This is a genomic window from Micromonospora nigra (assembly GCF_900091585.1).
Taxonomy (GTDB): Bacteria; Actinomycetota; Actinomycetes; order Mycobacteriales; family Micromonosporaceae; genus Micromonospora; species Micromonospora nigra.
In genome coordinates this window covers 3925051-3949890 of the sequence record NZ_FMHT01000003.1, presented here as the reverse complement: position 1 = coordinate 3949890, position 24840 = coordinate 3925051, and the positions used below count along the sequence as shown (strand labels likewise).

18 protein-coding genes and 1 pseudogene are annotated in these 24840 nt (G+C 74.1%); 12 read left to right on the top strand and 7 right to left on the bottom strand.

The annotated features are described in order from the left end of the window. Window positions 1-204 precede the first annotated feature (204 nt). The gene (locus tag GA0070616_RS17115) at window positions 205-2289 is read left to right on the top strand and encodes a serine/threonine-protein kinase (RefSeq protein ID WP_091083348.1); all 2085 of its coding nucleotides are present in this window, start codon (window positions 205-207) and stop codon (window positions 2287-2289) included. A gap of 46 nt (window positions 2290-2335) precedes the next feature. Then, on the top strand, window positions 2336-3997 hold the full coding sequence (locus GA0070616_RS17110; protein ID WP_091083344.1) for a phospho-sugar mutase: 1662 nt from the start codon (window positions 2336-2338) through the stop codon (window positions 3995-3997). 111 nt (window positions 3998-4108) lie between these two features. Here the strand turns inward: GA0070616_RS17110 and GA0070616_RS17105 are convergent, their stop codons facing one another. Both GA0070616_RS17105 and upp read right to left on the bottom strand, forming a co-directional pair. Further along, entirely contained in the window at window positions 4109-4786 is a 678-nt protein-coding gene (locus GA0070616_RS17105; protein ID WP_091083340.1) for a GOLPH3/VPS74 family protein, read from the bottom strand. A 61-nt stretch (window positions 4787-4847) separates the two neighbouring features. Next, on the bottom strand, window positions 4848-5480 hold the full coding sequence (gene upp / locus GA0070616_RS17100; RefSeq protein ID WP_091083338.1) for a uracil phosphoribosyltransferase: 633 nt from the start codon (window positions 5478-5480) through the stop codon (window positions 4848-4850). Between the two features lie 132 nt (window positions 5481-5612). Here upp and deoC point away from each other — a divergent pair, with 132 nt between their 5' ends. The 9 genes from deoC to GA0070616_RS17050 all read left to right on the top strand — a co-directional run bounded on the left by deoC (window position 5613) and on the right by GA0070616_RS17050 (window position 17488). Further along, window positions 5613-6572, top strand: a complete 960-nt coding sequence (deoC, locus tag GA0070616_RS17095) for a deoxyribose-phosphate aldolase (RefSeq protein WP_091083335.1) — start codon at window positions 5613-5615, stop codon at window positions 6570-6572. A 5-nt stretch (window positions 6573-6577) separates the two neighbouring features. Next, window positions 6578-8035, top strand: a complete 1458-nt coding sequence (locus GA0070616_RS17090; RefSeq protein ID WP_091083332.1) for an aldehyde dehydrogenase family protein — start codon at window positions 6578-6580, stop codon at window positions 8033-8035. Further along, entirely contained in the window at window positions 8028-8852 is an 825-nt protein-coding gene (locus GA0070616_RS17085; protein ID WP_091083328.1) for an aldehyde dehydrogenase family protein, read from the top strand. Before GA0070616_RS17090 ends, GA0070616_RS17085 begins: the two co-directional genes overlap by 8 nt. A 51-nt stretch (window positions 8853-8903) precedes the next feature. Next, entirely contained in the window at window positions 8904-9353 is a 450-nt protein-coding gene (locus GA0070616_RS17080) for a BlaI/MecI/CopY family transcriptional regulator (protein WP_091083322.1), read from the top strand. A gap of 10 nt (window positions 9354-9363) precedes the next feature. Beyond that, a complete protein-coding gene (locus tag GA0070616_RS17075) occupies window positions 9364-10269 on the top strand; it encodes a M56 family metallopeptidase (protein ID WP_091083318.1) in 906 nt (301 codons plus the stop codon). Window positions 10270-10465: 196 nt separating this feature from the next. Then, window positions 10466-12142, top strand: a complete 1677-nt coding sequence (gene cydD / locus GA0070616_RS17065; RefSeq protein ID WP_091083311.1) for a thiol reductant ABC exporter subunit CydD — start codon at window positions 10466-10468, stop codon at window positions 12140-12142. Beyond that, on the top strand, window positions 12139-13980 hold the full coding sequence (gene cydC / locus GA0070616_RS17060) for a thiol reductant ABC exporter subunit CydC (protein ID WP_091083307.1): 1842 nt from the start codon (window positions 12139-12141) through the stop codon (window positions 13978-13980). The genes cydD and cydC overlap by 4 nt, the downstream gene beginning before the upstream one ends. 191 nt (window positions 13981-14171) lie before the next feature. Continuing rightward, a complete protein-coding gene (locus GA0070616_RS17055; RefSeq protein WP_091083305.1) occupies window positions 14172-15113 on the top strand; it encodes a DNA primase in 942 nt (313 codons plus the stop codon). A 41-nt stretch (window positions 15114-15154) separates the two neighbouring features. Next, the gene (locus tag GA0070616_RS17050) at window positions 15155-17488 is read left to right on the top strand and encodes a transposase (RefSeq protein ID WP_091083302.1); all 2334 of its coding nucleotides are present in this window, start codon (window positions 15155-15157) and stop codon (window positions 17486-17488) included. A gap of 344 nt (window positions 17489-17832) precedes the next feature. On the opposite strand, the gene GA0070616_RS17045 is transcribed toward GA0070616_RS17050, so the two are convergent. The 4 genes and pseudogenes from GA0070616_RS17045 to GA0070616_RS17030 all read right to left on the bottom strand — a co-directional run bounded on the left by GA0070616_RS17045 (window position 17833) and on the right by GA0070616_RS17030 (window position 22767). Further along, window positions 17833-18426: a GTP-binding protein gene (locus GA0070616_RS17045; protein ID WP_091083299.1), complete on the bottom strand. Its 594-nt coding sequence runs from the start codon at window positions 18424-18426 to the stop codon at window positions 17833-17835. Between the two features lies 1 nt (window position 18427). Further along, window positions 18428-18808: a DUF742 domain-containing protein gene (locus GA0070616_RS17040; RefSeq protein WP_091090988.1), complete on the bottom strand. Its 381-nt coding sequence runs from the start codon at window positions 18806-18808 to the stop codon at window positions 18428-18430. 100 nt (window positions 18809-18908) lie between these two features. After that, window positions 18909-19313 carry a roadblock/LC7 domain-containing protein gene (locus GA0070616_RS17035; protein WP_013283992.1) on the bottom strand — a complete coding sequence of 135 codons (405 nt, stop codon included), beginning with the start codon at window positions 19311-19313 and terminating at the stop codon, window positions 18909-18911. After that, a pseudogene (locus GA0070616_RS17030) lies at window positions 19310-22767 on the bottom strand (sensor histidine kinase). Before GA0070616_RS17030 ends, GA0070616_RS17035 begins: the two are co-directional and overlap by 4 nt. 361 nt (window positions 22768-23128) lie before the next feature. Between GA0070616_RS17030 and GA0070616_RS17025 the strand changes: the two are divergent. Next, entirely contained in the window at window positions 23129-23584 is a 456-nt protein-coding gene (locus GA0070616_RS17025) for an ATP-binding protein (protein ID WP_245712811.1), read from the top strand. Here the strand turns inward: GA0070616_RS17025 and GA0070616_RS17020 are convergent, their stop codons facing one another. Next, window positions 23585-24667 carry an adenosine deaminase gene (locus GA0070616_RS17020; protein WP_091083293.1) on the bottom strand — a complete coding sequence of 361 codons (1083 nt, stop codon included), beginning with the start codon at window positions 24665-24667 and terminating at the stop codon, window positions 23585-23587. It abuts the gene before it with no gap. Between the last annotated feature and the right edge of the window lie 173 nt (window positions 24668-24840).

Below are 24840 nucleotides of genomic sequence, written 5' to 3'. Positions count from 1 at the left end.
CCGGATGGTAGGACGAGCGGGCCGGGCGGCGGGTGAGGGATACCGCACACTCCGTCCGCCGACAGTGACGGACGGTGAGCTATCGACCACCTACCGTTCGGTACGGTAAACGTCCGCCGCGTCGGCTTTCGCATCGGGCGTCTGACCCAGCAAGATAGGGGGGTTGTGTCCCAGCCCCCCTCGATTTCCCCCGGTGGCTTTTCTGTGACTCAGATCCCGACGTGGAGCGGCGGACAATCCAAGCCCCCCACCGGACGTGCGACACCCGGCACCACGATCGGTGACCGGTACTCGCTGCGTTCGGCGGTGGGCAACGGCGGCATGGGCACGGTCTGGCGTGCCACAGACACGTTGCTGCGCCGGGACGTGGCGGTCAAGGAGGTCGTCCTACCCCCGGGCCTGGCCCCCAGCGACCGCGACGCGATGTACGAGCGCACCCTCCGCGAGGCCCGCGCCGCCGCGGCCATCCAGCATCCCGCCGTGGTGCAGGTGTACGACGTCGTCACCGAGGGCGGCCGGCCCTGGATCGTGATGGAGCTGCTCGACGCCCGCAGCCTGGCCGACATGGTCATCGAGGACGGTCCCGTCGCCCAGCGGGTCGTCGCGAAGATCGGTATCGCGCTGCTCGGAGCGCTGGAGGTGGCCCACGCGATCGGTGTCCTGCACCGCGACGTGAAGCCCGCCAACGTGCTGATCTGCTCGGACGGCCGGTGCGTGCTGACCGACTTCGGCGTGGCCCGGATGCCCACCGACGTGCAGCTCACCACCCCGGGGATGGTGCTCGGCTCACCCCACTTCATCTCGCCGGAGCGGGCCATGGGGCAGGATTTCGGCCCGCCGAGCGACCTGTTCTCGCTCGGCGTCACGCTCTACACGGCGGTCGAGGGGCGGCCGCCGTTCGACAAGGGCGACCCGATCGAGACCATGCACGCGGTGGTGGAGGATCCGCCGGCCCCGCCGCAACGCAGCGGGCCGATGGTGCCTGTGCTCATGGGCCTGCTGGAGAAGGACCCGGCCCGCCGGCTCGACGTGCACACCGCCCGCGCGATGCTGCGGGAGTTGCTCGCCGGGCCGCTGACCAGCAACGCGGCGGCGGTCAACTCGATGACCGACCCCTACTCGGTGGTGCCGGTGCCGCGCCCCGTGCCGGTGTCGCTGCCCGCTCCCGCCGAGCAGGCCACCTCGGGCGGACAGATCGGCGGCCGGGCGATGCTCGCACCGGGCGAGTCGCTGACCGACCGATTGGCCGCGCTGCGCCGGGGCGAACGACCGGGCCGGGCGGTGGCCGGCACCTCGGCGATGGACGACACGAGCGCCGACGCGCTCGCCGGCCCCCTGCACACCCCCACCGGCGTGATGGCCCCGCCGGCCCGATCCTCCGGCCCGGCGACCGGCCACACGTACGGCGGCGCACCCGAGGCCACCCAACGCATCGGGGCCGGCGGGCCCCAGGCGACCCCGCGCGTCGGTGCGGGAGGTTTCGGCGCGGCGGACGCCACCCAGCAGATCGCGGCCGGTTCCGCCAGGTTCGGCGGGCCCGAGGCCGACCAGCGCGCCGGCGGCGGTTACGGCGGGGGGCAGTGGTCGGTGCCGGGCACCGGCCAGGCGTGGACCCCGCAGGCCGCCGCACCGGCCCCCACCGGTGGCGGCGCGCTCGACCGCGCCCGGACGGCGGGACGCGGACTGGTGGACGCCGTCAGGGGCTGGCCCCGCAGGGTGCAGCTCGCGGCGGCCGGCGGCCTGGCGGTGGTGTTGCTGATCAGCGTGGTGGCTCTGGCCGGCGGCGACGAGCCGCCGCCCGCCGGCCCGGTCGCCGCGCCCAGCGCCGAGCCCACCGGCGCGGGCATCCCGTTGCAGGAACACTCGGCTCGCGGCGTGCGGGTGATGGTGCCCAAGGGCTGGAAGCGCGCCACCGGAGGCTCCTACGTCGACTACGTCGACCCGGAGGACTCCGGGCGCAAGGTGCGGATCATCACCGAGAAGTGGAGCACCACCTCCGTCCGGTGGGCCGAGGTGGCGTCGGACGGACTGCGCTCGCGGGAGAACGTCTGCGCCCGCCCGTACAGGCAGGTCGCGTTGAACGAGATGGAGTACGCGGGTACGCAGGCCGCCGAACTGGAATACACCTGCGGCGAGGGCGACTCCATGCGGCGCGGCGTGTGGCGGGGGGTGGCGCAGGACGGCACGGCCTACTCGTTCTACCTGACCGCCACCGCCGAGCGGTTCGACGAGAGCAAGCCGATCTTCGACGAGATGGTGAAGTCGTTCCAGCTCACCGAGGCGGGCTGAGCCCGGGGAATGACGCGGTGCTCCGCCGCCGTGCTATCAAGAGGCAATGGCGGCGGACACCACTGACATCGACACCATCCGCGAGCGGGCCGAACGCTGGCTCGCCGACGACCCCGACCCGGCGGCGCGGGCGGAGCTTCGGGCGGTGCTCGACCGGATGCCGGCGAGCGCGCCGGAGCTGGCCGACCGGTTCGCCGGGCCGCTGACCTTCGGCACCGCCGGATTGCGCGGCCCGTTGCGCGCCGGCCCGAACGGCATGAACCTGGCCGTGGTCACCCAGGCCGCCGCCGGGCTGGTCGGGTGGCTCGCCGCCGAGGGCGGCACCGGCCCGCTCGTGATCGGGTACGACGCCCGGCACGGCTCGCGCGAGTTCGCCGAGCGCACCGCCCGGGTGGCAACCGGGGCGGGCCGGCCGGCGCTGCTGCTGCCCCGCCCGCTACCCACCCCGGTGCTGGCGTACGCGGTGCGGCACCTGTCGGCCGTGGCCGGCGTCATGGTCACCGCCAGCCACAACCCGCCCCAGGACAACGGCTACAAGGTCTACCTCGGCGCGGAGCTGGGCGGCCGGCAGGGCGCGGGCGCACAGATCGTGCCGCCCGCTGACGCCGGCATCGAGGCCGCGATCCGGGCGGTCGGGCCGCTGGCCGAGGTGCCGCTCGGTCCCCCCGGCCAGGTGCTCGGCGACGACCTGGTGGCCTCCTACGTGGAACGGGCCGTCGCGGTGATCGCGCCCGACGGTCCCCGGGACCTGGCCGTGGCGTACACCCCGCTGCACGGCGTGGGCGCGGCGGTGCTGACGGCGGTGTTCGCCCGCGCCGGCTTCCCCGTGCCCGGGGTGGTGCCGGACCAGGCCGAGCCGGACCCGGCCTTCCCGACCGTCTCCTTCCCCAACCCGGAGGAACCCGGCGCGGTGGACCGGCTGGTCACGCTCGCCGAGTCGACGGGCGCGGACATCGCGATCGCCAACGACCCGGACGCGGACCGGTGTGCCGTGGCGGTGCGTGACGGCGGGTGGCGGATGCTGCGCGGCGACGAGGTGGGGGTGCTGCTCGCCGACCACCTGATGCGACGCGGGGTGACCGGCCTGTACGCCACCACCATCGTGTCGTCGTCCCTGCTGCAGGCCATGTGCGCCGCCCGCGACCTGCCGTACGACGAGACGCTGACCGGGTTCAAGTGGATCGTCCGGGCCGGCGGGGGCACCGAGCCGCTGGTCTTCGGCTACGAGGAGGCCCTCGGCTACTGCGTCGCCCCGGAGCACGTCCGGGACAAGGACGGCATCACGGCCGCCCTGACGGTGGCCGAGCTGGCCGCCGAGCTGAAGACGCGGGGGCGGACGCTCACCGACCGGCTCGACGAGTTGGCCGCCGAGTTCGGGGTGCACCACACCGACCAGCTCTCGGTGCGGGTCGACGACCTGCGGGTGATCGCCGAGGCGATGGCCCGGGTCCGGGCAGCCGCCCCCGCCGCGCTGCTCGGGCAGCCGGTCACCGGGGCGCGCGACCTGTCGCCCGAGGCCGACGTGGTGATCCTGCGCACCGCCTCGGCCCGGGTGGTGATCCGCCCGTCGGGCACCGAGCCGAAGCTGAAGGCGTACCTGGAGGTGGTGGAGCCGGTGACGGAAGGTGACGTGGCCTCGGCCCGTACCCGCGCCCGGGCGGCTGTCGCCGACCTCCGCACGGAGATCGCCACCATCCTCGGCCTCTGACGCCGCTGCCGGCCCCGACGCCGCACTGTGCCGCCCGGGCCGACCGGTTCGGCCCGGGCGGACCATCCACGGCGGACCTGGGCGCCCCCGCCGCCCCGGCCGGTCCGCCCGTCAGCGGCGTTTGCCGAGGGCGGCGTCGACGGCCTGACCGAGGGCGGTGATGACCAGGCCCACCGACGGCCGCACCACCGAGTCGTCGAGGCTGACGTTGCCGGAGAACCCGGCGCCACCGGCGATCTCCTCCAGCCGACGGCGGGCGTCGACGGCGGCCTCGCCGGTCAGGCCGAGCGCCGGCTCCATCCGCAGCACCGCCACCAGGGTGGCCAGCGCGGCGGTCCGCTCGTCCGGGAGCTGCCCGTCGGCCAGCGCGGCACTGAGTCGCAGCCGGGTGTCCTCCTCCACGGCGGGGTCCGCGAGCGGGTAGCGGTGCACCACGATGAAGCCCAGCTCGGTCTCCTCGACGTCGCGGACCACCCCCTGGGACACCAGGTCGCCGAGGATCCGGTCCCGCAGCCCGTGGCGCAGCCGCTGCACCCACGAGGAGGGGCTCTTCGGATCGTCGGCCGCCATCCGCTCCAGCACCCCGTCGATCACCGGCTCGCCGACCGGCGTCGGGTCGGTCACCGTCAGGTTCCCGTCGGCGTACGCGATCCGGCCGGCCAGGGCCAACTCGACCAGCACGGCGGCGGCCATGCCCAGGTCGAGGCTGATCCTGGGCATGGTCGCCTTGCCGGTCTCGTCGTCGTACGCCAGCAGCAGCAGTTCCTCGGCGAGCGCAACACCAGTCATGGCCCGGAACGCTAGCGCCTGCGCGCCCGCCCGGACACCGACCCGCCGAACCGATCCCGGTTCAGAAACGGGGCATGCCGCCGAACTGACGGTCCCCCGCGTCGCCGAGACCCGGCACGATGAACATCCGGTCGTTGAGGCCCTCGTCGATCGAGGCGGTGACCAGGCGCAGCGGCAGACCCGAGCGGTCCAGCCGTTCGATGCCCACGGGAGCGGCGAGCACGCAGAGCACGGTGATGTCGGTGCACCCACGGTCGGCGAGCAGCCGGCAGCAGTGCTCCAGGGAGCCGCCCGTGGCGAGCATCGGATCCAGCACCAGCACCGGCAGGCCCGACAGGTCCCGGGGCAGCGACTCCATGTAGGCGCGCGGCTCGAACGTCTCCTCGTCGCGGGCCAGCCCGACGAAGCCCATCGAGGACTCGGGCAGCAGCCCCAGCGCGGCGTCGGCCATCCCGAGCCCGGCCCGCAGCACCGGCACCAGCAGCGGAGGGTTCGCCAGCCGGGTGCCCTCGGTGCCGGTGACGGGGGTCTGCACCGGGTACGTCTCGATCGGGAAGGAGCGCGCGGCCTCGTACACCAGCATGGTGGTGAGTTCGTGCAGCGCCGCCCGGAACGCGGCGGAATCGGTCCGGGCGTCCCGCATGGCGGTCAGCCGCGACTGGGCGAGCGGGTGGTCAATGACGAGTACGTCCACGACTGGTCAACCTACCGGTCCGCGGGGGTCGGCACGGTGGGTGCGGCCCGGCAGCGACGACGCTCACGTACGACGACGGGCACTCCCCCGTGACCAAGATCACTCCACTCGGGCGTGCGTAGACTTCGGGGCATGACGGCGACAGCGACGTCGGCCCGGTCGGACCTCTCCGAGCTGGGACGATCCGAGACCGCTCTGCGGACCTTCCTGCACGGCCTGCCCGGCGTGGACCAGGTCGGCGCGGAGCAGCGGGCGGCACAGCTCGGCACCCGCTCCATCAAGACCACCGCCAAGGCCCAGGCGATCGACCTGGCCACCCGGATGGTCGACCTGACCACCCTCGAAGGCGCCGACACCCCGGGCAAGGTGCGGGCGCTCGCCGCGAAGGCCCTGCGCCCCGACCCGGCCGACCCGTCCTGCCCGCACGTCGGGGCGGTCTGCGTCTACCCGGCGATGGTCCCGCACGTGGCCGAGGTGCTGCGGGGCTCGGGCGTGCACCTGGCCAGCGTGGCGACGGCGTTCCCGTCCGGGCAGGCGCCGCTGGAGATCAAGCTCGCCGACACCCGGGCGGCCGTCGAGGCGGGTGCCGACGAGATCGACATGGTGATCAACCGGGGCGCGTTCCTGGCCGGCCGCTACACCGAGGTCCACGACGAGATCGTCGCGGTCAAGCAGGCCTGCGGGGCGGCGCACCTCAAGGTCATCCTGGAGACCGGCGAGCTGGCCACCTACGACAACGTGCGGCGCGCCTCCTGGCTGGCCATGCTGGCCGGAGGTGACTTCATCAAGACCTCCACCGGCAAGGTGCCCGTCGCGGCGACCCTCCCGGTGACGCTGGTGATGCTGGAGGCGGTCCGCGACTTCCGCGCCGCCACCGGCCGGCAGGTCGGCGTGAAGCCGGCCGGCGGCATCAAGACCACCAAGGACGCGATCAGGTACCTGGTCATGGTCAACGAGACCGTCGGCCCGGACTGGCTCGACCCGGACTGGTTCCGGTTCGGCGCGTCCAGCCTGCTCAACGACCTGCTGATGCAGCGCACCAAGCTGACGACCGGCGTCTACGCCGGCCCCGACTACTTCACCCTGGACTGACCGCGATGTTCGAATACGCACCCGCCCCCGAGTCACGCGCGGTGGTTGACCTCAGGCCCTCGTACGGGCTCTTCGTCGACGGCGAGTTCGTCGACCCCACCGACGGCGGCAGCTTCAAGTCGGTCAACCCCGCCTCCGAGGAGGTCCTCGCCGAGGTCGCCGAGGCCGGCGGGCAGGACGTGGACCGCGCGGTCCGCGCCGCCCGAGCGGCGTACGAGCAGGTCTGGGGACCGATGCCGGGCCGGGACCGGGCCAAGTACCTGTTCCGGATCGCCCGGATCATCCAGGAGCGCTCCCGCGAACTGGCGGTGCTGGAGTCGCTGGACAACGGCAAGCCGATCAGGGAGTCGCGCGACGTCGACCTGCCGCTGGTCGCCGCGCACTTCTTCTACTACGCGGGTTGGGCCGACAAGCTGGCGTACGCCGGGTTCGGCCGGCGGCCGACGAGCCGGCACGGCGGCGCGGACCCGCAGCCACTCGGCGTGGCCGCGCAGGTCATTCCGTGGAACTTCCCGCTGCTCATGCTGGCCTGGAAGGTCGCCCCGGCGCTCGCGGCCGGCAACACGGTGGTGCTCAAGCCCGCCGAGACCACCCCGCTGACCGCGCTGCTGTTCGCGGAGATCTGCCAGCAGGCCGACCTGCCGGCCGGCGTGGTGAACATCGTCACGGGTGCCGGCGACACCGGCCGTGCCCTGGTCGAGCACGCGGACGTCGACAAGGTCGCCTTCACCGGCTCCACCGAGGTCGGCCGGGCCATCGCCCGCTCGGTCGCCGGCACCCGCAAGAAGCTCACCCTGGAACTGGGCGGCAAGGCCGCCAACATCGTCTTCGACGACGCCCCCGTCGACCAGGCCGTCGAGGGCATCGTCAACGGCATCTTCTTCAACCAGGGGCACGTCTGCTGCGCCGGCAGCCGGCTGCTCCTCCAGGAGAACGTCGCCGAGCAGGTGCTGGAGTCGCTCAAGCGGCGGATGGCCCGGCTGCGCGTCGGCGACCCGCTGGACAAGAACACCGACATCGGGGCGATCAACTCGGCCGCCCAGCTCGCCCGCATCCGGGAGCTGTCCGAGGCGGGCGCCGCCGAGGGCGCGCAGCGCTGGTCGCCGCCGTGCGAGCTGCCCGACCGGGGTTTCTGGTTCGCGCCGACGATCTTCACCGGGGTCACCCAGGCACACCGGATCGCCCGCGAGGAGATCTTCGGTCCGGTGCTGTCCGTGCTCACCTTCCGCACCCCGGCCGAGGCCGTCGAGAAGGCCAACAACACGCCGTACGGGCTGTCGGCCGGGATCTGGACCGACAAGGGCTCGCGGATCCTCTGGCTGGCCGACAGGCTGCGCGCCGGGGTGGTCTGGGCCAACACGTTCAACAAGTTCGACCCCACCTCGCCGTTCGGTGGTTACAAGGAGTCGGGCTACGGTCGCGAGGGCGGCCGGCACGGGCTGGAGGCATACCTCGATGTCTGAGCGGGTCGCGGTACGCAAGACGTACAAGCTCTTCATCGGCGGGAAGTTCCCGCGCAGCGAATCGGGACGGTCGTATCTCGTGCAGGACACGAATGTCTCCCTGGCCTCCCGCAAGGACGCGCGGGACGCCGTCGTCGCCGCCCGCGCCGCCGTCAGGGGCTGGGCCGGGGCGACCGCGTACAACCGGGGGCAGATCCTCTACCGGGCCGCCGAGATGCTGGAGGGGCGGCGCGAACAGTTCGTCGCCCTGGGCGTCACCGGCGACGAGGTGGACGCGGCGGTCGACCGCTGGGTCTGGTACGCCGGCTGGGCCGACAAGCTCGCCCAGGTGTACGGCGGCGCCAACCCGGTCGCCGGGCCCTACTTCAACCTGTCCGCGCCGGAGCCGACCGGCGTGGTGGCCGTGGTGGCCCCGGAGTCCCCGGCGCTGCTCGGCCTGGTCAGCGTGATCGCCCCGGCGATCGTCTCCGGCAACACGGTGGTGGTGGCGGCCTCCCCGGAGCGGCCCCTCGCGGCGGTGACGCTGGCCGAGGTGCTGGCCACCTCGGACCTGCCCGGCGGCGTGGTCAACATCCTCACCGGCCGCCTGCCGGAGACCGTGCCGACGTTGGCCGCGCACATGGACGTCAACGCGATCGACCTCACCGGGGTCGGCGATCCGGAGTTGGCGGCCGACCTGGAGGTCAGGGCGGCGGAGAACCTCAAGCGGGTGCTCCGGCCGGTGGCGGCGGACCACGACTGGTACGCCGACCCGGGGCTGACCCGGATGACGGCGCTGCTGGAGACGAAGACGGTCTGGCACCCGAAGGGCGGCTGAGGCCCGTCCCGACCTCGGCCGAGATCTACTACGGGGGGTAGGATTGGCGGCGTGACTCGGCTGGGCGATCTCGAACGTGCGGTGATGGACGTGTTGTGGGACGCGGTCCCCGCCACGTCCGACGGGGTGACCGTGCGCGAGGTCGCCGACGCCCTGCGGGGGCGGGAACTGGCTTACACCACGGTCATGACGGTGCTGGACCGCCTCGCCGGCAAGGGCATGGTGCGACGGCAGCGGGAGGGCCGGGCGTGGCGTTACCGCGCCGCCGCCAGCCGCGAGGCGCACATCGCCCAGCTCATGCTCGACGCCCTCGACCTGGGGGGCAGCCGGGACGCGGCGCTGGTGCGCTTCGCCCGATCCGTCACCGGCACCGAGGCGGAGGTGCTGCGCGCCGCCCTGGGCGCGGAGGCCGGGTTGACCGGCGGGGAACAGCTGACCGACCGGGTCGACGCGCCCGTGCCCGAGCCGGGCCGGCGGGCCGACGAGGCCGTGGAACGGTAGGGAGCCCACCGTGGCATACGCCGCTCACTTCGCCGCCTCGATGCTGGCCTGCTGGCTGACCGCGCAGGTCCTGTCGCGTTCCACCTGGCCGTGGCGCAGCCCGCGGGTGGCGATCCTCTGCTGGCAGGCGGTCGGGTTGGCCGTCGGGCTGTCCGCGATGGGCCTGCCGATGGCGCTCGGCCTGACCACGTACGACCGCGCCACCGGCAGCGCCCTGCTGGCGCTGGCCGACGACCTGGCCCACGGGACGCTGCCGGTCGGCGTGGGCGCCGCACAACTCGGCCTGGTCGGGGTCGGCTTCGGCATCGGCGTGGTCCTGCTCACCACGACGGTACGCAGCATCCACGGCACGGTCCGCGTCCAGCGCCGCCACCGGGACCTGCTCGCCCTGGTCGCCCGACGCGACCCCACCGTGCCGGGGGCGCTGGTGCTGGACCATCCCAGCGCGGCGGCGTACTGCCTGCCGGGGGTCAAGCCCCGCGTGGTGGTCAGTGCCGGGGCGCTCAGCCTCCTCGACCGGGCCGAACTGGCGGCGGTGCTCGCCCACGAGCGGGCCCACGCCCGGGAGCGACACGACCTGGTGTTGCTGCCGTTCACCGCCCTGTGCCGGGCCCTGCCCTGGTTCCGGTGGGTGCGCCAGGCCCACGAGCGGGTCGCCCTGCTGGTCGAGATGCGGGCCGACGACAAGGCCCGACAGACGCACGCCGACGCGCCCCTGGCCGGTGCGCTGCGGCGGTTCGCCGCCGCCGGCACCCACGTCACCCCCGCCGGGGCCCTCGGCATGGGCGACCGGGACCTCGACGTGCGCGTGCAGCGGCTGCTGGTCGCCGACCGGCCGCCCCGGCTGCTCGGGGCCGCCGCCCTGACCGTGGCGACGGCCCTGGTGGCCCTGCCGATCTCCCTCTTCCTGAGCTGACCGTGCGGGACGGGCGGCAGGAGGTCGAGGGGGCCCGGGGCACGGGACGCCGCCGCATGCCGCACCTCGTCGGCGGGAGTTCCGGGCACCGGACGGGTCGGCTGACGGTGTGCCGCGTTCCGGCCCTACTAGGCTTCCAGGCGATGTGCTGGCGGATTCTCCGGGAACGGACCGTGGGCAGGGCACCGGTGTACCGGTGAGCCGCCGCCCCTTCGACCCGCGTCTGGTGCGCCGGGTCCCCGCGGCCCGGCGCGACCTCGGCGTGCTCGCGCTGTTCGGCGTACTCGCGGCCGGGCTGATCCTGGCCCAGGCCACCGCGCTGGCCGCGCTGCTGGCCACGGCCTTCACCGGCCGACTGGACCGGCCCGCGCTGGCCGGCTTCGTCGCCGCCGTCGCCGCCCGGGCGTTGCTGACCTGGGCGCAGGGCGTGGTGTCCGCACGGGTCGCCGCCACGGTCAAGGCGGCGTTGCGGGTCGACCTGCTCGGCGCGGTCGGCCGGCACGGCCCCGGCTGGGTCGCCGGCCAGCGCGCCGGGCAACTGGCCACCCTGGCCGGGCGGGGACTGGACGCCCTGGACGCCTACTTCACCGGCTACCTGCCCCAACTCGTGCTCAGCGTCACGGTTCCCGTGGCCGTGCTGGCCCGGGTGTTCGTGGCCGACTGGAGTTCGGCGGTCGTCATCGCCCTCACCCTGCCGCTGATCCCGATCTTCGGGGCACTGCTCGGCTGGCAGGCCCAGGCCGCCACCGAGCGGCAGTGGCGGCGGTTGTCGCTGCTCGGCGGGCACTTCCTCGACATGGTGGCGGGCCTGCCGACGCTGCGCGCCTTCGGTCGGGCCCGGGCACAGATCGGGGCCGTCCGCCGGATGGCCGACGGGCACCGCACGGCGACCATGAAGACCCTGCGGATCGCCTTCCTGTCCGCCCTGGTGCTGGAACTCGTGGCCACCCTGTCGGTGGCGCTGGTCGCGGTGCCCGTCGGGGTGCGGCTGCTCGGCGGCGGCCTGACGCTCCAGACCGCGCTGCTGGTGCTGCTGCTGACCCCGGAGGCGTACCTGCCGTTGCGTGCCGCCGGCAGCCGGTTCCACGCCAGCATGGAGGGGCTGACCGCGCTGGACGAGGCGCTGACCCTCACCGCCGGCGCACCGCCCGCCCGCACCGGCGACGCCGCGGCCGTCCCCGACGGCCGCGGCGAGATCCGGTTCGAGTCGGTGACCGTCGAGTACGAGCGTACGACGGCGCTGCGGGACGTGACGCTGACCGTCCGGCCCGGCGAGCGGATCGCCGTGGTGGGGCCCAGCGGCGCGGGCAAGAGCACCCTCCTCGCGCTGCTGCTCGGGTTCGTGACGCCGACCACCGGCCGGGTCACCGTCGGCGGGGTCGACCTGGCCGGCGCGGACCTCGACGCCTGGCGCCGGCAGGTGGCCTGGGTGCCACAGCGGGCCCACCTGTTCGCCGCCTCGCTGGTGGACAACGTCCGGCTTGGCCGACCGGACGCCCCGGAGGCCGCCGTCAGCGCCGCCGTCCACGCCGCCGCGCTCGACGAGGTGGTCGCCGGGCTGCCCGACGGGCTGGCGACGGTGCTCGGCGAGCGCGGCCACGGCCTGTCCAGCGGGCAGCGGCAGCGGGTGGCGCTGGCCCGAGCGTTCCTGCGGGACGCCCCGGTGGTGCTGCTCGACGAGCCGACCGCCAGGCTGGACAGCGCCTCCGAGTCGACGGTGCTGGCCGCGACCGAGCGGCTCGTGGCGGGGCGGACCGCCCTGCTCGTGGCGCACCGGCCGGCGTTGCTGGCCGACGCCGACCGGGTCCTGCGGGTGGTCGACGGTCGGGTCACCGAACTCACCCCCGCCCCGGCGTGGGAGGCCACCCGATGAGCACCCGCCGACCCGGTCCCGGAGACCACTCGGCGGGCACCACCGCCCAGCGACCGCTCCCCGACGTCGCCGGGCGGCTCGGCGCGGAGCGGGCGGTCCTGCGGCTGGCCCGGCCGTACCTGAACCGGCTGGTCGGCGCGGGGCTGCTCGCGGCCGCCACCGAGTTCGCCGCCCTGGCCCTGATGGCCACCGCGACCTGGCTGCTGATGAGCGCCGCCGAGCGGCCCCCGCTGGACCGGCTGACGGTGGCGATCGTGGCCGTACGGGCCCTGGCGATCAGCCGGGGCGTGCTGCGCTACACCGAACGTCTCGCCGGCCACGACGCGGTGCTCCGACTGGTCACCGACGTCCGCGCCCGCGTCTTCGCGACCCTCGCCGCCCGGCGCGGCGCGACCCGGACCGGCGACACCCTGAGTCGGCTGGTGTCCGACGTGGAGGCGGTCCAGGACCTGCTGCTGCGGGCGCTGGTGCCGGGTGCCGCGGCGGCGCTGGTCAGCGTGCTGGCCGTCGGCCTCGCCGCCCTGATCTCGCCGCCGGCCGCCGGGATGCTGGCCCTCGGCCTGCTGCTGGCCGGGGTGGCGTTGCCCGCGCTGGCCACCGCCCTGACCCGGCGGGCCGCCGACGAGGTGGCTCCGCTGCGCGGAGCGCTTGCCGCCGACGCCGTCGACCTCACCCACGGCGCCGCCGAACTGGCCGCTTTCGGGGCCACGGGTGACGCCCTGCGCGCCGCCGGGGACCGCGCCCGGCGGCTCGCCCGGCTGGAACGCCGGCTCGCGGCCACCGGATTCGCCGTCGACGCGGCCGGAGTGCTGGTGGCCGGGCTGACCGCCGGGGCGGTGGTGTTCGCCGCCCTCCGGGCCGGCGTCGACGGCGTGCTGGTCGGCGTCCTCGCGGTCGGCACACTCGCCGCGGTGGAGATCGCCCTGGCGTTGGTGGGCGCCGCCCGACAGTGGACCGGCCTGCGTGCCGGCCTGGCCCGGGTGGCCGCCCTGCTCGACGACCCCACCGGCCCGGCGGCCCGGGACGCGGTCGCCACCGGCCGCGGGGACGGTGGCCCGGCACCCGCCCCGACCGGCGGCGTGCCGGTGCGGTTCGCGGGGGTCACGGTGCGCTACCGGCCCGGGGCGGCCCCCGCGCTGGACGGCTTCGACCTGGACCTGCCCGCCGGGCGGCGGGTCGCGGTGGTGGGCCCCAGCGGCGCCGGCAAGAGCACCCTCGCCGCCGCGCTGACCGGTGCCGTGCTCCCCGACGAGGGCCGGATCACCGTGGCCGGCCGGGACGTGTCGACGTACCCGCCGGACGAACTGCCCCGCCTGGTCGGCGGCCTGCTGGCGGAGGCCCACGTCTTCCACACCACGGTGCGGGAGAACCTGCTGCTGGGCCGGCCCGGCGCGGACCAGGACGCGCAGGACGCCGCCGTCGCGGCGGCCGGGCTGCGGGACTGGGTGCGGGCGCAGCCGGACGGCTGGGACACCGTGGTCGGCGAGGAGGGCGGACAGCTCTCCGGCGGCCAGCGGCAGCGGCTGGCGTTGGCCCGGGCCCTGCTCGCCGCGCCGGCCGTGCTGGTGCTCGACGAGCCGACGGAGGGCCTCGACCCGTCCGCCGCCGACGCGGTGCTCGCCTCGACGCTGGAAGCCACGCCGGCCGGGCACTCGGTGCTGGTGATCAGCCACCGGCTCAGCGGGCTGGCCGACCTGGACGAGATCCTGGTGCTCGACGCCGGCCGGATCGTGCAGCGGGGCCGGCACGCCGACCTGGTCGCCACCCCTGGCTGGTACCGCGACCAGTGGCAGCTCCAGGAGGCGGCCGAGCGGGGATACCTGGCGCTGCGCCCCTGACCCGGTCCGGCGCCGCGGGTCGCCGCAGCGGATCGGTGGACGATCCGGGCGCGGCGTTGCCGGCGTCGATGTCGAGGAAACAAGCGATCGTGACGCTGAACCCGGACCGCGACCGGGGTGCGGGCATCACCGTTGCGGAGCCGCCCACTAGGGTATGTGCCCAGAGTCACTCGCCGACATGGACGCGGCGGGTGGGCAGCCCGAAGCACACGGAGGTCAGCGTGGCCCGCCAGTCGCCCCAACGGCCGGACGCCGACGAGCCCGAGCTCGACGACGCCACCGCCGAGCCCGACACCGCAACCGCCTCCGCCGTGACGGCCCGCGCGCTCTGGGACGACGTGCGGATCGACCCGGTGGAGATCGCCCTCCCCGCCGGCACGGGTTACACGCTGCGGGCGTACCGGCCGGCAGGTGAGCTCACCCCGACCGACGTGGCCGAGCGCGACGCCGACGACCCCTTCCTGGCCCGTCGCCAGGTGGTCGAGACCGACGACGAGGACGACGACGAGTCCGTCGTCATCCTCGACGAGGAGGTCGCCCAGGAGTTCGCCGAGAGCGACGAGGACGAGCGGGCCGGGCGCACGTCGGATGGCGACGCGTCCACCCGCGACGACCAGGCCGACGAGGACGACGAGAAGGCCGACGACGAGGAGGTGCCCGTCTTCCTCAGCCACCGCGGCCGGCTCCTGCTGTTCAAGTCGCCGGAGTCGCTGGTCACTTTCGTCCGTTCCGGTGCCCCCACCGACATGTCCCAGCTGGACAGCTGGAATGAACTGTCCGAACGGTTGGAACCGGCGGACGTGGCACCGCTCGACGAGGACGTCTACGAGCTGGACCTCGTCGTCGAGAACCTGCGCGGCGGCCACGACACGTGGGATTCGACGCTGCTGATCGAGGCGGGCGAGGTCGCCCGTGACCTCGCGTACGCCCTGCGCCTGCCCGCGGTGCTGGACATGCTCTCCGCCGGGTCCAGCCTCGACGACCTCGACGAGGCCCTGCGGGCCACCGTCGACGGCGGTATCGGCGGTTTCCTCGGCCGGCGGCGGCTCAAGAAAATCGGGGCACAAACCGCAAGTTTGGGTTGGCGCACCATTGTCGGGAAGATCTCTGCGGTGGTGGACTGGCGCGACTGACCCCGAGCGGGGAGCATCAGTCTCTGGCAGAGCAAGGACCTGTGTCCCGGGAGGAGGACGACGCTGTGGCGCTCGTGCGCGTGTACTGCGGTCTGGCGTCGGCGGATCCGGCCGACCGACCGGCCTCGGCCGGTTCGACGCTGACGTCCGCTGTGGTCGACGACGCAGGCCGTCTGCTGCATGTCCACGAGGTCGGTGACGACGCGGCGGGTTACGCCCGCCTGGTCACGTTGCTCGTGGAGCGGTCCGGCGGGCCGAGCGGCGTGGCGATCGCCGCCGACAGCGACGACCACACCGTCACCTCGTTGCTCAGCGCCGCGGGCCGTCCCCTGGCCATCGCCGACGACGACTCGGTCGACGACTTCGCCGAGCGGTTCGCCGACGACGACTCGCTGGAGGAGATGCAGGCGCCGCCGGTCGTCCGGCAGGCCGTCGGCCTGGCCCGCGCCCTGCAGGCCGGTGCCCTGTCCGCAGTCACCCTGCCGGCACCCCGCGACCTGGCCGGCTACAAGCAGGTCCTCTCCGCGCACGCCGCACTGGCCAGCGGCCGGCACTCTGCCGCGGTCGCGCTGCGCGAGGTCCTTCGCGAGCTCTACCCTGCCGCGCTACGCGCCTACCCCGACCCGGCCGAACCGATCCCGCTGGCCGTCCTGGACGCCCTGCCGGAGCCCGGGATGCTGACCGGCACCGTCGCCCGGGGTCGTGAGGTGGCCGTCGCCGCCGACGCGGTCGCGGCGCACCTCGCCGCCGAGGGTCTCGGCGACGCGGAGGAGATCAACGAGGCGGTCACCGCGCTGCGGGTGGCTATTTCCGAGACGCCCCGCCGGGCCACCGTGAACCGGGCGCTGACCTCTGCCGTGGCGGAGACCGTCCGGCAGGCCGTCGCCTCCGTGCGCGCCTGCGACGCGGGCTGCGAGGCCCTGGTCGGTGCCCTGGACGCCCGGGTCGCCGCGCCGAATCCAGCACCGGGACGCCGCGCCGCAGCCCGCCGTGGCGAACCCGTCGGCGACCTGCCCGGTCACAGCGCCACGGCCGACGCCGGACTGCGTACGCTCCGGCCGGCCGGGCCCGAGCACACCACCGGCCGGCGCAGTCGCCCGGAGCCGGTTCCCAGCAACGCCCCGGCACCGGCCCTCCGGCCGATGGGTCCACCGCCGACGGCCCCGATGCCGGTCGCTCCGCCGCCCGTGGCCCCGCCGCCCGTCGCGCCGGCCGCGGTCGCCGGTCCTCCGGCGGCGCGCCCCGAACCCGCACCGTCCCGGATGGACGCGCCCGCCAACCGTCCGGTCTCGGCGCCGCCGCCCCCACCGCCGGGCATCACGCCGATCGCCCCGACGCAGCGGGGAACCGTCCCGCCAGCCGACGCGGGTGAGCCGTTCCGTCCCACGCTGACCACCGCGGCGATCGCCAACGCCCGCGCGGAGCGGCAGCGCACCGTCATCCCGCCCCGGCCGAAGACCAACGTCGAACCCCCGACCGGCGGTTTCAGCGCCACCGACCTCAACGTGCCGGTGTCCGCCCAGCGCCCCGGGCAGGAGCCGCCGGCGCCGGGCTCGCGGGCCAACTGGCCGCTGGTGAACAACGCGGAGGAGCCGGCCGACGCCGCCCCCCGCGACCCGGTCGCGCCGCCCTACACCGCACGCGACGGTCGGGGCACCGATGCGCCGACGCAGCCGAGCGCCGAGCGCCGGGTCACTCCCCCGTGGCTCGCCGACGACCTGCCGCCGGAGCCGCCGGTGCTGCGGCTGGTCGAGCCGCCGCTGCCCGTCCGGTCCCCCCGGCCCGGCCCGGCCCGGCCCGACGAGCTGGAGACGCCACCGCTGCGACTGGTCGACCGGACGAACGCCGATCGTGGCCCACAGCCCCCGCCCAGGCCGGAGCGTCCGGCGGCCGAGCACCGGCCCGCGCCGCCGGTGGAGCGGCGACCGCCGCCGGTCTCCGACGAGGGCGACGGCGACCTGCTCATCTTCGCGCAGGCGAAGTCGGCCTGGTTCGTCGGCCACGGCGAGGACAACGACCTTGACTGGTCGACCACCGCCGACACCGGCTGGCAGGCCGCCGAGCAGGCCGCCCGGCCCGCCGTCGGCGCGGAGACCACCGCCGGTCTACCCAAGCGGGTGCCCCAGGCCAACCTGGTGCCCGGCTCGCCGCTGCGGGAGGAACGTCCGCTGCGGATCGTGCGCGACGCGGCCAGCCTCGCCGAGAACACCACCGGCTACTTCCGTGGCTGGCGTCGGGGACAGGAGATCGGCGGGTTCGCGGTCGGTGGCCGCCCCGGGCGGGAGGCCGCCGGCGGCTGGGACTTCACCCGGGACACCGGAGACCGCGACGACGACCGGGAGTACGAGTACCGTTCGGCCGGCTACCGGTCCTGAACTCCGCTGCGCCTCCGGTCGGGCCGCCTGGCACCCACCGGGTCGAGGGCTGCCCATGGCCGGTGACACCCCGACTGCCGCGCGTCGCCTCTCGCCCCCGCCCGGCTGCCGGCTCGGGCCCGGACGGGGTTCCGGGTCAGGGCCCGGACGGGGTTCCGGGTCAGGGCCCGGACGGGGTTCCGGGTCAGGGCCGGCACCTCCGCCGCCCGGCCGGCTGCGGAGGACTCCCACAGCGCCGCCAGCGACACCCGACGACCTGGTCGTCCGCCGACCAGTCGAGGGCGCGCACAGCACACAGCGCCCGATGTCGACCGAGGTCGACGCCGGGCGCTGCGGTCGGGATGTCAGGCGGGTGCGACCGCGCGCGAACGGCGCATGGTCAGCACGTACTCGACCAGCGAGATCAGCACGTGCTTGGTCGACTCCCGGTTACGGGCGTCGCACGCCACCACGGGTACGTCGACGGGGATAGCGAGCGCATCCCGGACGTCCTGCGGGTCGTGGTACTGCATCCCGTCGAAGCAGTTGATCGCGACGAGGTACGGCAGCCGGCGATGCTCGAAGAAGTCGATCGCCGCGAAGCAGTCGGCGAGCCGGCGGGTGTCCACCAGCACGACCGCGCCGATCGCGCCCCGCACCAGTTCGTCCCACATGAACCAGAACCGGGTCTGACCGGGCGTACCGAACAGGTACAGGATCAGGTCCCGGTCGATCGAGATACGACCGAAGTCCATGGCGACGGTGGTGGTCGTCTTGCCCGGCACCTGCCGGGTGTCGTCGACGCCCACTCCGGCGGAGGTCATGATGGCCTCGGTGGTCAGCGGCGTGATCTCCGAGACCGAGCCGACCAGCGTCGTCTTCCCGACGCCGAAACCGCCAGCGATCACGATCTTCGCCGACGTCACGCGCCCGCTCGGGGTCGGCGGGCGGTGCGACATGTCAGAGCCTGCGAAGTCCACTCAGCACCCTCTCCAGCAGTTCAGTGCCCACCGCGTCGTCCGAGTCGTCCAGGATGGTCGGCTCGTGGACCGCGACCAGGCCGTCCGTCGCCATGTCGGCGATGAGCACCCGGGCCACGCCGAGTGGAAGCTGCATCCGCGCCGCGATCTCGGCAAGCGACTGCACGCGTCCGTCACACAGCGCGGCGATGTACTGGTGTTCACGGCCCTGGCCGCCGCCATTGCCACTGGCAGCGTTCCGACCGCGCACCGTGGTCTCGACGAGCGCCTCCAGCGCGATGTCGAGTCGGGGGCGGGTACGTCCGCGGGTCACGGCGTATGGACGGACCAACGCTCCGGTCGGCTCGTCACGATCGGCCATGTCGCCGTTCACCTCCTTCGTACCCGGCACCGGTTCGCACCGGCGACTCCCCACGTTCGCTGCGTTCCCACCCCGCCTGACCCACCGGTCGGCGCGACGGTCAGCCCATCATCCCCACAGCCGTACGCGGCTGCGGGGTCAGGGCGTCACCCACCCGGTCGACGAGCAGGGCCATCTCGTAGCCGACCTGCCCGACGTCGCAGCTGCGGGCCGCGAGCACGGCGAAGGACGAGCCGTCGGAGATGGACATCAGGAACAGGAAACCGTTGTCCATCTCGACCACTGTCTGCAGCACCGCGCCGCCCTCGAAGCAGCGGGCCGCGCCCTGGGTCAGGCTGACCAGACCGGAGGCGATCGCCGCCAACTGGTCCGCCCGGTCCCGCGGAAGGTCACGTGACGACGCGAGGAGCAGGCCGTCCGCGGAGACGGCGACCGCATGCGCGACGCCGGGCACCCGGTCGGCGAAGTTGGCCAGCAGCCAGCCGAGATCCTGCGTAGTAGTCATCCTTGTTGCTCCTTCTGCCCGCTCCCGGCCACCGGGCCTGAGCCAGACTGCGAGGATTGCTGCCCTCCCGGAGTCGCCTCCGGGCTGGTCGAGTTGCTGTCCGAGGGGTGGCTACGCCCTCGCTGGACGCCCCGGTGGTATGCGGAGAGCAGCCCACGGACGGACTCCGGGGAGCGCCGCTGCACCGAGGTGGTGGGCTTCTCCACCGCACCCGGCACCAACTGTGCCATCGGGGTCCGCTTCGGCAGACCGGTCGATGTGGTTCCCGACACCGGTGCCTCGCTGGCTGCGGAGGCCGCGCGCCAGCCGTCGTCGGCCGCGGTCTGCCAGCCACCGCTGGTCGGGGCCGGGCGGTGCGGGGTCTCGGGAGCGCCGGGACGGGCGCCACGGGTCGCCGCCGACCCGTTGCCCTGGGGCGCGCCGGCGGCTGTCGGGGTGTCTGCCATCGGTGCGTTCCCTACCGTGCGGGGTGAGGGCTGCGGAGCGGGGCGACCCGTGACGTCCACGGCCGCGAACTGCTGCGTCGCCGCGGCATCCGCCGCCGGCGCCGCCTGGGGCGCGCTGGCCGACTCCTCGGTGCCGGGGCGCCGGGTGCGGAACCAGGCCGACTCCAGCTCCCGGAAGATCGGCAGCTCCATCGTCTCGTCCGCGTACCGCTGCCGGTTCTGCGGGGCGGGCGTGGTGGGGCGGGCCGGTGCCTGTGCCGGGGTGGCCACCGGTGCGGCGGTGCGCGGCACGCGGGGCAGCTCGGTGGTCATGTCCAGTGCCGCCGCCAGGCGTTCGGGCACCGGCGGGGGCGCGGTCTCGGCACCGGCGACCGGCGGCCAGGCCGGCGGGGCCGGCGTGTTCGGCGGGGCTGCGGCGGCCGGGGCTGCGGAGACCGGACGCTGCGGCAGCGGGCTGCCCGGCGGCACCGAGACCGGCGCGCCCGACACGGGGTGACCGGACACCGGCGACGCCGACACGGGCATACCCGACACCGGGGGGCGGACACGGGCGGGACCGGCGGTGCCGACACCGCCGGCGGCGTGTACGTCCGGGCCTCGGGGCTGCTCGGCAGTTGCCGGGGGATGGTGGGCTGCTGGCCGGTCGTGTCGGGGTCGTCGTCGGACGCCCGCCGCTGCGGCAGCGGGTCGACGGGCTGGCCGTTGGTCGGCCGGGACGCGAACCCGCCGCCGTTGACTCCGTTCGCGGCCGAGGCACCGGTCAGGTCCGACCAGGCCGGCAGGGCCCGGGCACCGCCGCTGGCGCCGGACGTGCCGGCACCGTTACGCGGGGCCGGGTCGAACGGCCGGCCACCGAGGGTGACCTGGTTGCCGGATTCACCGGGGCGGGGCCCCGACGGGGCACCGGACAGCGCCGGCAGCGCGCCGAAGGCCGGCGTCGGACCGGAGGGTGCGGCGCTGCCGCCGGGCAGGGCGGGGGCGTGCTGCCCGGCCCGGCCGGACAGTGCGCGGGGTACCAGGACCGACAGGGGAAGGATGACCTCCGCCACCGTGCCCCGTTCGCCGCCCGGACGCAGTTCGACCTTGACCCCGTGTCGGGACGCAAGCCGGGCCACCACGACCAGGCCCATCATCCGGGAGACGGTGACGTCCACCTGCGGCGGTGTGGCCAGTCGCTCGTTGAGGTCGTGGAGTTGCTCGCCGCTGATGCCGATGCCCCGGTCCTCGACGTAGAGCGAGGCGCGGTCGCCGACGCGGCGGGCCTCCACGAGCACCTGCGAGTCGGGCGGCGAGAAGGCGGTGGCGTTGTCGAACAGCTCGGCGACGAGGTGCACCAGGTCGTTGACCGCGTGGGCGGAGACCTCGATGTCCCGGTCGATCACCCCGAACTCGATGCGGGTGTAGTGCTCGACCTCGGACTGGGCGGCCCGCAGGACGTCGATCAGGGCGGCCGGCTCCCGCTGCACGCGGGTGGAGTCGGCACCGGCGAGGACCAGCAGGTTCTCGTCGTTGCGGCGCATCCGGGTGGCCAGGTGGTCGAGCTGGAACAGCTCGGCGAGCCGGTCCGGGTCCTCCTCGCCGCGTTCCAGCCGGTCCAGGTGGCCGATGAGGCGGTCGACCAGGATCTGCGAGCGGCGGGCGAGGTTGACGAACATGGTGGACACCGACGAGCGCAGCGCGGCCTGTTCGGCGGCGGTGCGGACAGCCTCCAGGTGGACGGCGTTGAACGCCTCGGTCACCTGACCGAACTCGTCCCTGCTCCGCACCGGCAACGGCTCGGCGATCTGGTTGGCCAGCTGCACCGGGGAGAGCTGACCGGTGACCTTCGGGTCCCGCAGCCGCGCCACGGCGTGCGGCAGACCGTACTGGGCGATGGACAGGGCACCCTGCCGCAGGTCCCGCAGCGATCGGGCCATGGAGCGGGCGACCAGGTACGCGAACAGGATGGCCAGCAGCAGCATGCTCAGCAGCAGGCCGGTCTCCAGGAACACCTGGCGCTGCACGTCCGAGCGCAGCTCGGCGGCCTGGTTCACGACGTTCCGGTCGAAGGTGGCCTCGACGTTGCGGACCAGCCCGGCGTGGGCGGCCATGGCGGCGTCCCACTGGTCGGCGTTGAAGTCGACACCGGCCAGGTTGTCGGAGTTGTCCGAGGCGACCTGGCTCGTGTAGAGGATCGACTGACGCAGGTCGGGGCCGGAGATGGTCTGGTCGTGGAACTCTTCCTGCGAGTCGACGGCGACGGTCGAGAACGCCTGCCCGGCCTGCTGCTCGGCGGTCTTGCTGAAGATGAAGTCCTCGCGCAGGGTCGCGCTCATGCCGCCGGCGATCAGCGCCCGGTGTACCACCAGCCGGCGGTCCGCCAGGGCCTCCTTCTCCCGCGCCACGGCGGCCGCCGCCCGCATCTGGTCGCTGAGTTCGTTGTCGCCCGCGAGCTGGCTGGCCGAGTCACGGACGGACAGCAGCTGGTCGATGAGCGCGTCGTACTGCTGAATGGCCTCAACGATCTTGTATTTGCCGTTGAGTACCTGGCTGCGGATGCCCGGCACGTCGGTGAGGCCCTGGTCGATCTCGTCGAGCAGGCTCTCCAGGCTGGCCGGCAGATCCTCCAGGTCGCCCCGCTGCTGGGAGTACGGCGCCTTGACGTCGTCCACCCGGCGGGCGACCTGGTTGTAGAGGGCGGTGTACTTCTTCTTCGGCTCCGACTCCGGCTGGCCGGCCTGCTGGGGTGGCACACCGAGCAGCAGCACGGCGGTGGTGCGCTCGTCCTGCAGGCCGTCGACCAGGTTGCCCGAGGAGCTGATGAGTTCGGCGAGGTCACCGGCGCGGTTGGCGTCGTTGAGGGACTCCAGGTGGTCGATCAGTCCGCTGGTGCCCACGACCACAGTCGCGATGGTCGGCACGATCATGATGAGACCGAGCTTGGACCAGATCGGCATGTCACGGAGCCGACCTGCGGGCCGGCGTAGACGCGACAGGAAGGAACCCGCCGTCTTCGGCCGTTTGCTCACGTCACCGCCCTCGTGATTTCCGCGCCGGGCGTCACCCCGGACAACACCCAGCGGCCGACCCGGCGGGTCAGACCATCCGAGATTCCATCACGCCACCGAGGAAAGAGAAAGCCCAGGTTGGCCCCGGCTCGGGGTGTGATGAGATGTTGAGACAATCTGATCGCATTCCGTCTGTCCGGAGCTACTGAAGGTAATGGAACATCCGCATCGCGTTGTCCTCCTCGCCGGCCCCTCCGGCTCCGGAAAGTCGTATATAGCGCAACGAACCGGTCTTCCGGTGCTCTGTTTGGACGACTTCTACAAAGATGGCAGTGACCCTACGTTGCCGCGACGGAACGGGCAGGTTGACTGGGAGTCACCGTTGTCCTGGGACGCCGATGCCGCTGTGGAGGTCATCGCCCGGCTGGCCCGACAGGGCCGGGCGGACGTCCCGGTCTACGAACTCGGCGCGGATCGCCGGGTGGCCACCCGGTCATTCGAACTAGCCGGTTCGCCACTCTTCGTCGCCGAAGGGATCTTTGCTGCTGAGATCGTTGAGGAGTGTCGCCGACGGGGTCTGCTCGCCGGCGCGTACGCCCTGCGTCGGCCACGCGGGGCGACGTTCCTCCGGCGGCTGTCCCGCGACCTGGCCGAGCAGCGCAAGGCTCCCCGGGTGCTGGTGCGGCGCGGGCTGGCTCTGCTGCGTGCCGAGCCGGCGGTGCTGCGCCGCCAGACCGGCCTCGGCGCGGAGGCGGCCCGGGCCCGCGAGGTCCTGCGCGGGGTGGCGGCCCTGCTCGCCGGCCACCCCCGTCGCGCCCGGGACACCACCCCTCGATGATCAGGACACCAGCTTGGCGTACGCCGGCTTGATCACCTCGTCGATGATCCGCAGCCGCTCGTCGAACGGGATGAAGGCGCTCTTCATGGCGTTGATGGTGAACCACTGGAGTTCTTTCCAGCCATAGCCGAACGCGTCCGCCAGCAGCGCCATCTCCCGCGACATCGAGGTGCCGCTCATCAGCCGGTTGTCGGTGTTCACCGTGACCCGGAAGCGCAGATCGCGCAGCACCCCGATGGGATGGTCGGCGATCGAGGCCGCGGCACCGGTCTGCACGTTCGACGACGGGCACAGTTCCAGCGGGATCCGCTTGTCCCGGACGTACGCCGCCAGCCGCCCGAGCACCGGCCCGTCGCCGGTGGTGGTGATGTCGTCGACGATCCGTACGCCGTGGCCGAGTCGGTCGGCCCCGCACCACTGGATCGCCTGCCAGATCGACGGCAGCCCGAACGCCTCGCCGGCGTGGATGGTGAAGTGGAAGTTCTCCCGCTGGAGGTATTCGAAGGCGTCCAGATGGCGGGTGGGCGGGAAGCCGGCCTCCGCGCCCGCGATGTCGAAGCCGACCACGCCGTGGTCGCGGTGCCGCACCGCCAGCTCGGCGATCTCCTGCGAGCGGGCCGCGTGCCGCATCGCGGTGAGCAGGGTGCCCACCCGGATCGGGGTGCCCACCCCGGCGGCCTCTGCGCTGCCCTCGGCGAAGCCGGCCAGCACCGCCTCGACCGCCTCGTCGAGGGTCAGGTCATCCTCCAGGTGCTGCTCCGGGGCGAACCGCACCTCGGCGTAGACCACCCCGTCGGCGGCCAGGTCCAGGGCGCACTCGCGGGCCACCCGGCGCAGCGCCGACGCGGTCTGCATGACCGCGACGGTGTGCGCGAACGTCTCCAGGTAGCGCTCCAGCGAACCCGAGTCGGCGGCCTCGACGAACCAGCGCCCCAGCGCCCCGGGGTCGGTGGTGGGGAGCTCGTGCCCCACCTCGGCGGCCAGCTCGATGATCGTCGCGGGCCGCAGACCACCGTCGAGGTGGTCGTGCAGCAGCGCCTTCGGGACCTTGACGATGTCCTCGTACCGGATAGTCGCACCCATGCCAAGACCCTAGTCGGCGGCGGTGCGACCCGGTCGGCGGAGGGCGTCGGCCCGCCGGAGGACGCTCGTCACCGGGACGGACGCCTGCCGTTCCCCGTCGACCAGCCCGGTATGTTCGGCGGCGTGACGGAACTGGTGGCCCGTCGGGGCCGTGGCCCCGGGGTGGCTGGCGC

Coding starts and splice junctions, on each gene's coding strand:
- GA0070616_RS17110 (WP_091083344.1), top strand. CDS start 2,336: ATGGCGGCGGACACCACTGACATCGACACCATCCGCGAGCGGGCCGAA.
- GA0070616_RS17105 (WP_091083340.1), bottom strand. CDS start 4,786: ATGACTGGTGTTGCGCTCGCCGAGGAACTGCTGCTGCTGGCGTACGAC.
- deoC (WP_091083335.1), top strand. CDS start 5,613: ATGACGGCGACAGCGACGTCGGCCCGGTCGGACCTCTCCGAGCTGGGA.
- GA0070616_RS17090 (WP_091083332.1), top strand. CDS start 6,578: ATGTTCGAATACGCACCCGCCCCCGAGTCACGCGCGGTGGTTGACCTC.
- GA0070616_RS17085 (WP_091083328.1), top strand. CDS start 8,028: ATGTCTGAGCGGGTCGCGGTACGCAAGACGTACAAGCTCTTCATCGGC.
- cydC (WP_091083307.1), top strand. CDS start 12,139: ATGAGCACCCGCCGACCCGGTCCCGGAGACCACTCGGCGGGCACCACC.
- GA0070616_RS17045 (WP_091083299.1), bottom strand. CDS start 18,426: ATGTCGCACCGCCCGCCGACCCCGAGCGGGCGCGTGACGTCGGCGAAG.
- GA0070616_RS17040 (WP_091090988.1), bottom strand. CDS start 18,808: ATGGCCGATCGTGACGAGCCGACCGGAGCGTTGGTCCGTCCATACGCC.
- GA0070616_RS17035 (WP_013283992.1), bottom strand. CDS start 19,313: ATGACTACTACGCAGGATCTCGGCTGGCTGCTGGCCAACTTCGCCGAC.
- GA0070616_RS17020 (WP_091083293.1), bottom strand. CDS start 24,667: ATGGGTGCGACTATCCGGTACGAGGACATCGTCAAGGTCCCGAAGGCG.